At 66.0% G+C, this 5,811-nt stretch carries 5 protein-coding genes; all 5 read right to left on the reverse strand.

The features are described from left to right. Positions 1 to 1,296: phospholipid carrier-dependent glycosyltransferase (locus FJY73_13815; protein MBM3321735.1), on the reverse strand; the 1,296-nt coding region annotated here is incomplete at its 3' end. Between the two features lie 150 nt (positions 1,297 to 1,446). After that, positions 1,447 to 2,100 carry a DUF4390 domain-containing protein gene (locus FJY73_13820; GenBank protein ID MBM3321736.1) on the reverse strand — a complete coding sequence of 218 codons (654 nt, stop codon included), beginning with the start codon at positions 2,098 to 2,100 and terminating at the stop codon, positions 1,447 to 1,449. Between the two features lie 25 nt (positions 2,101 to 2,125). Then, positions 2,126 to 3,769 (reverse strand): BamA/TamA family outer membrane protein, encoded by a 1,644-nt coding sequence (locus tag FJY73_13825; GenBank protein MBM3321737.1) that lies wholly within the window; start codon positions 3,767 to 3,769, stop codon positions 2,126 to 2,128. 155 nt (positions 3,770 to 3,924) lie between these two features. Beyond that, a complete protein-coding gene (locus tag FJY73_13830) occupies positions 3,925 to 5,283 on the reverse strand; it encodes a sigma-54-dependent Fis family transcriptional regulator (protein ID MBM3321738.1) in 1,359 nt (452 codons plus the stop codon). After that, the coding region (locus FJY73_13835) for a histidine kinase (protein MBM3321739.1) at positions 5,280 to 5,811 on the reverse strand (532 nt) is incomplete at its 5' end. The genes FJY73_13835 and FJY73_13830, both read right to left, overlap by 4 nt.

Raw genomic sequence — 5,811 nt, forward strand, 5'->3', positions numbered from 1 at the left:
GGGGAGAGGAGTGGGGGAGGGGCGCGGCGGGGGGGGGGGGGAAGACCCAATGGCGGCCACGATCGTTCGTCTCACGGCGAGCCTCCAAGGGGTGAGGGCCGCCCAAAACAGAATGAGGGGGATGGTGAGAACAAAATAGTCCGCGCGTCGCCAGAAGCCATCGCGCCAGATGCGATCCGCCTGGAGGGCGGCGAGAACGAGGGCGGGGAGGATTATTGGGGGGGTGTATTGAACGAGCTTGCTCTGCGCGATCGAGAACGCGGCAAGCGCAACTGCAAACCACGAGAAGAAGAGGAGCGAAGTGACAGCTTGGTGCTCGTCCGAAGAGGATTGGAGCTCTTTGCGGCGTCCTTGTTCATCCTCCGGTGGCCTCTCTTCTTGAATCGCCCGGCCGATCTGGAGCCAACGCGCGAGTTGAAAGAGGGAGAGAAGGAACAACGCGAAACCGAAGGGAATGCGGATTGGAAGCTGGTTGATGTAGTAAAGAGGCCCGAGCGCCTTCTGTTGCAGGTCGACGCCCACAGTGACCCGCTCCCATACGTTCCAAAGAAAGTAGTCATGGATGAACGGCGTCCCCTGTCGGACCACCATATAGAGATGCCATGGAGCGGCTAGGAGCAGACCGAGCGCCGAGGCAATCGCGAGGTTCGTAAACGCAATGCCGGATCGCGGAAGAGCTCTTCTCGTAGAGGCTGTCCAGGGGATGCGCTGCAAGAGCAGCAGAGAGAAGAGAAACCCACCCAGTGGGAAGAGGAGTGCGACGACCCCCTTTGTCATGACCGAGAGCCCGAACGCGAAGCCCGAGAGGACTATCCAGCGCTTCCGCTTGTCAGAGAGACTCCGCTGATAGGCTGCGAAGGCAAGAAAGAGAAGTAGAAGATAGGTAGACTCGGTCATCGCGAACCGTGAGAAATGGGTGAGAACGTAGTTGAGGCCCACAAACAAGGCCATCCAGAGTCCGGTTGATCGGTATCCATGGCGAGTGCCCATCCAGTGGGCTGCAACGACAAGAAGAACTCCGGAAAGAGCCGGGACGAGTCGGGCGGATGCCTCGCTGACGCCGAAAGCACGAAAGCTCGCGGCCATTGCCCAGAGGAAGAGAGGGGGGTAGCGGCGCGACTGGTAATCCCAAACCGGGTAATCAGTCTGATCAAACCAGACACCGTGCTCGGCGATTGCTCGACCCCAGCATCCGTAAATCGCCTCATCCCAACTGTAAAGCTCGGCGTAGTCCAGGAGAATCAGGCGGAAGCCCGCGAGGGCGATCAGGAGTGCCAGGATGGCAAGGCGCGCCATGAAGATGCCCCCAGGCAAGAGCCCGCCAGGCTGTTGGGCAACACATCTGTAGTTTACCATATCGGAAAGAGGAATAGGCCTGTAAAAAGTTGGCGAAGAAAGTGTCCGATCCGGGCCGCAGCTTCTTGACGGGCCGGTGGTGAGAAGCGATCACTCCAGCCCCTCCGGGCGGAAGTTGATGCTTCTGGCCTCAAGCGTTTGTTCGCCGAAGCCGGCGAGGCTCGCGATGAAGCCGAAAAGCCTCTCGGGGAGGCGAAGGATCCCCTCGTCCGGTCCGTCCGGGTTCGTCTCTCCGGGAATCTTCCCCTCGAGCCAGTCCTCGATCGCGCGGACCTGCTCGAGCGCGAGCGGCCGGACGGCGGCGCGGACCGCGAGGTAGTGCGGCTCCTTCCCGTTAAGCCGGCGCGAGGGGGCGACGCGAATCCCCACCGGCCGCAAGACCGCGGCTGCGGTCTCCGCGAGCGTCGCATGCGAATGCTCGTTTCCAGTCGGTCCGAGCACGCGGAAGACCCCGGCCCACGCGTCGTGCTCGATCCGATAGACGAGGAATTGCGTCGCCTCGAGCCGGTCGAACCAGCGCGAGCGGTCGCGCCAGATCTCGATCTCGTAGACGACTGTGGCCGGGACGCCGCGCTCCAGCGTCTCGGCCACGCCCGGCGGAAACCCGCCTGGAATCTCGAGGTCGATCTCGATCCACCCTTCGGCGGACCGGATGTTGTTGAACCAGACCGTCCCCTTCGCGCCGCCGGCCGGCGCGGCGAAGAGGGCGAGGAGAAGCGCGGCGGCGAAAGGGGCGGATGACAACAGCGCTTTCTCCCGCGTGGATTCGTCAGAACATTCGGTTTAAGCGTAAAGAGACGACGATGTCCTCGTCGGCCCCCCGGTCGATGCGCCGGGCAAAGTCGACCCGAACGTCCCCCCGCTCGTTCTGCAGCCCGATCCCCATGTCCGATTCCAGATCGAACGTCTCGCGCTCTCCCGAACGCCACGCGTCCCCGAGGTCCGCGAAGAAGACGGTCTGGAGACTGCTCCACACCGAGGCGCGGTACTCGATGTTCGCGAGGAAGAGGCGCTCGCCGACGAGCTCCTTGAAGCGATGCGCGCGGAGCGTGCCGATCCCGCCGATGCGGAAGAGCTCCTGAGGAGGCGGGTTCCCGCGGATCGCTCCCCCGAGCAGGCGGAAGTCGAAGTGAAGCCGCGGGGCGAGCTTCTGGAAGCGGCGGATCTCGGCGATGCCGCGCCAGTAGTCGTGGTTTCCGCCGAGCTCCCACCCCGCGTAGTCCCCCTGGAGATCGACGAGCCAACCGAGGGAGGGCCCCTTCGCGTAGTTCCGGCTGTCGTACGCGTAGCGCCCCTCGATCCGTCGGTTCGTCCCCGCGATCCCGTCCGGCTCCGCAAAGAGGTTCTCGCGGAACGTCTTGCCGCGCCCGAAGAGGGACCAATCGGTGTTCTTCGCGATCGGTTCGTCCTCCGTCGCCGCGTACCCGCCCGAGAGCGAGTGGTTTCCGGCGTCGAGAACGAGGCGCGCGCTCCATCCCTTCGTCCATACAAAGTCGAAGAAATCTTCTTTGATGAGCAAAGCGGCAGCGAAGTTCTCGCTTTCCGTCACGGTCCACGCAGTCGGGACGCGAATCCGATCGAAACCGGACGCCTCGAGCCGGAGGCCCGGAAGCAGGCGGAGGGGGACCGCGCCCTTCGCCTCCCACGACCAGCGCTCCGCCGCGAAGGAGTACGCCTGCGACCAGCCGAGGCGCGCGGGGTGGCGGAGGCCGTGCTCGAAGTCGATCGCGTACGAAAGGCGGAACCCATCGACGCGATTGTAGGCAGCTCCGAACCCCGGCTTCACCGCGCGCTCCTCCGCCTCCTCGATCGACCAGGAAACGCCGCGATCCCCGACCTCGATCGCGTACAGCCGGGCCGTCGGTCCGGTCCGCTCCTCTCTCGACGGGGGCTCCTCGAACCAGCGCTCCTCTCCCTCCAGCCGATAGCGGATGCGGAAGCGGTGGGTTCCTCTCTTCATGCGGTGGTGATACGACCAACCGCCCTCCTCCGGGCGCATCGGGTCGGGGTCCCATCCGGTGAAGGTCCCCTCGATCGTTGCCTCGCGGGCGTCCACTTGCCGGAGGCGGACGAACACGCCGTCCTCGTGCCGCTCGATCTCCACCGGCCAAAACCGCGGCCTCTCACGCTCCTCTTCCAGAACGTCGTCACACGATGCGCCCTCTGTCTTCGTCGCGAGAACCTGCTCTCCGTCCTCCGCGACGAGAACGAGCGCGTCGCCCCGGACGAACCACTCGCGGTCCTTCAGAGCGGCCGCCTTCTCGCCGTCGAGGAGGAAAGCCATCCCGTCCGCGCAGATCAGGATCGACTCCGGAGTGATCCGGATCGCGTCGATCCGACGGGGCGCGTCGGAGGCGGCGAGAGAGGGCACGAAGAGCACGGGGACGAGACACCGAACGAGTCGAAGGTTCATGTCCACATCCTTTCGCGGGGACCCATCGCTGCCTCTCGCAAGGTCCGTGCCGCCTTCGCTCAATAGGCGCCGCGCACGTAAGGCCGTTCGGCGCGCCGGATCGTTCCCTGCTTCTCGCGCGCGTGACGATCGGACACTCTCGGAGCGTCCGGAAGTCACTCTTCCCGAGGTCGGATTCCGTAACGGCGCATCTTCCGGTGGAGGTTCGCCCGGTCGGTCGCGAGCGCGCGCGCGGTCTCCGCCACGTTGCCGCGGCTTTGCAGGAGCGCCTCCCGGATGACGCGGATCTCGTAGCGCTCGACCCGCTCGCGGAGCGAGGCCGCCCCGTCCGCGCCGTTCTCCTCCCCGAGCACTCCGATCGCGCGGTCGACGTCGCTTCTCCCGATCTCCCCCTCGGGGCACATGATGACGAGCCTCTCGACGAGGTTCCGAAGCTCGCGTACGTTCCCCGGCCACGTGTGATCGACGAGCCGGTCGAGCGCTCCCCGGGAGAAGCGCTTCGGCTTTCGTCCGTTCTCCTCCGCGAGGCGCGCGAGAAAGTGCTCCACGAGGATCGGGATGTCGGAGGCCCGCTCGCGAAGAGGCGGCACGCGGATCGGGATCACCGCGAGCCGAAAGTAGAGATCCTCGCGAAAGCTCCCCTTCTCGATCTCCTTTCGGAGGTTCTTGTTCGTCGCCGAGAGGATCCGAACATCGAACGGGATCGGGGTGCGCCCGCCGACGCGCTCGAGCTCGCGCGCCTCGAGCACGCGGAGGAGCTTCGCTTGGGTTTCGAGGCTCATGTCCCCGACCTCGTCGAGAAGAAGCGTCCCGCCTTCGGCCGCCTCGATCTTGCCGATCCGCTGCTCGGTCGCGCCGGTGAAGGCGCCCTTCTCGTGGCCGAAGAGCTCGCTCTCGATGAGGTCCTTCGGAATCGCCGCGCAGTTCACGCGCACGAACGGCTTCTCCTTCCGCTCGCTCGCTTCGTGGATCGCGCGCGCGACGAGCTCCTTCCCCGTTCCGTTCTCGCCGTGGACGAGAACGCGGCCGTTCGAGGGGGCGGCTTTCGCGATCTCGTCCCGAAGCTCGGCCATGAGAGGATGCTCGCCGAGGATCGCGCCCGGCGCGCGCAAGGAAGCGCGAAGCGATCGGTTCTCGGCGCGGAGCCGGGCGACCTCGAGCGCGTTCCGGACCGCGAGAAGCAGACGCTCCGGGTCGACCGGCTTCTCCTGGAGATCGAAGGCGCCGAGCTTCGTCGCCCGGACCGCCATCTCGATCGAGGCGTGACCGGAGAGGACGACGACCGGAAAGGCGGCTCCCTTCTCGCGGAGTTTCTCGAGGAAGGCGATCCCGTCCATGCCGGGGAGAAAAACGTCGAGAAGAAGAAGATCCGGCGGGCTCTTTCCGATCGCCTCGAGCGCCTCTTCCGCCGAGGCCGTACACTTCACGTCGAAACCTTCGTCCTCGAGAAGCCCGGTGAGCGTGCGGCGGATGTTCGGCTCGTCGTCGACGACGAGGATCGATCGGACGGTCATGCGGACCTTCTCCTTCGCTCGGCCGTGCGCGATTGTACGCGCGCGGAGGGCGCGGCGCAACCGGGCCCGCTCCACGCCGGGACGCGCACGCGGAAGGTCGTCCCCTTCGGGGCGTTCGGCTCCACGGCGATCGTTCCCCCGTGCTCGAAGAGAATCCGCTCGACGAGGGGGAGGCCGAGGCCGGATCCGCCCGCTTTCGTCGTGAAGGTCGGGGCGAAGATGCGATCCCGGATCGACGGATCGATCCCGGGCCCGTCGTCCGAGACGAGGATCTCGACGTGGCCGTCGCTCGGCGAGGCGGCGAGACGGAGCTCCCCGTTCCCCTCCATCGCCTCGATCGCGTTCTTCACGAGGTTCGAGAGGGCGCGCCAGAGAAGCTCCCGGTCGCCGCGCGCGGGGGGCGTCTCCGGATCGACCGCGAGGGACGTCCGCACGCCGCTCCCCTCTCGATAAAGACCGGAGACTTTCTCGAGGAGATCGCGAACATCGACCGCCTCCATCCGCGGGGAGGGGAGGCGGGAGAACTGG

This window comes from Candidatus Eisenbacteria bacterium (assembly GCA_016867715.1).
Lineage (GTDB): Bacteria > Orphanbacterota > Orphanbacteria > Orphanbacterales > Orphanbacteraceae > VGIW01.

Coding starts and splice junctions, on each gene's coding strand:
- FJY73_13825 (MBM3321737.1), bottom strand. CDS start 3,769: ATGAACCTTCGACTCGTTCGGTGTCTCGTCCCCGTGCTCTTCGTGCCC.
- FJY73_13830 (MBM3321738.1), bottom strand. CDS start 5,283: ATGACCGTCCGATCGATCCTCGTCGTCGACGACGAGCCGAACATCCGC.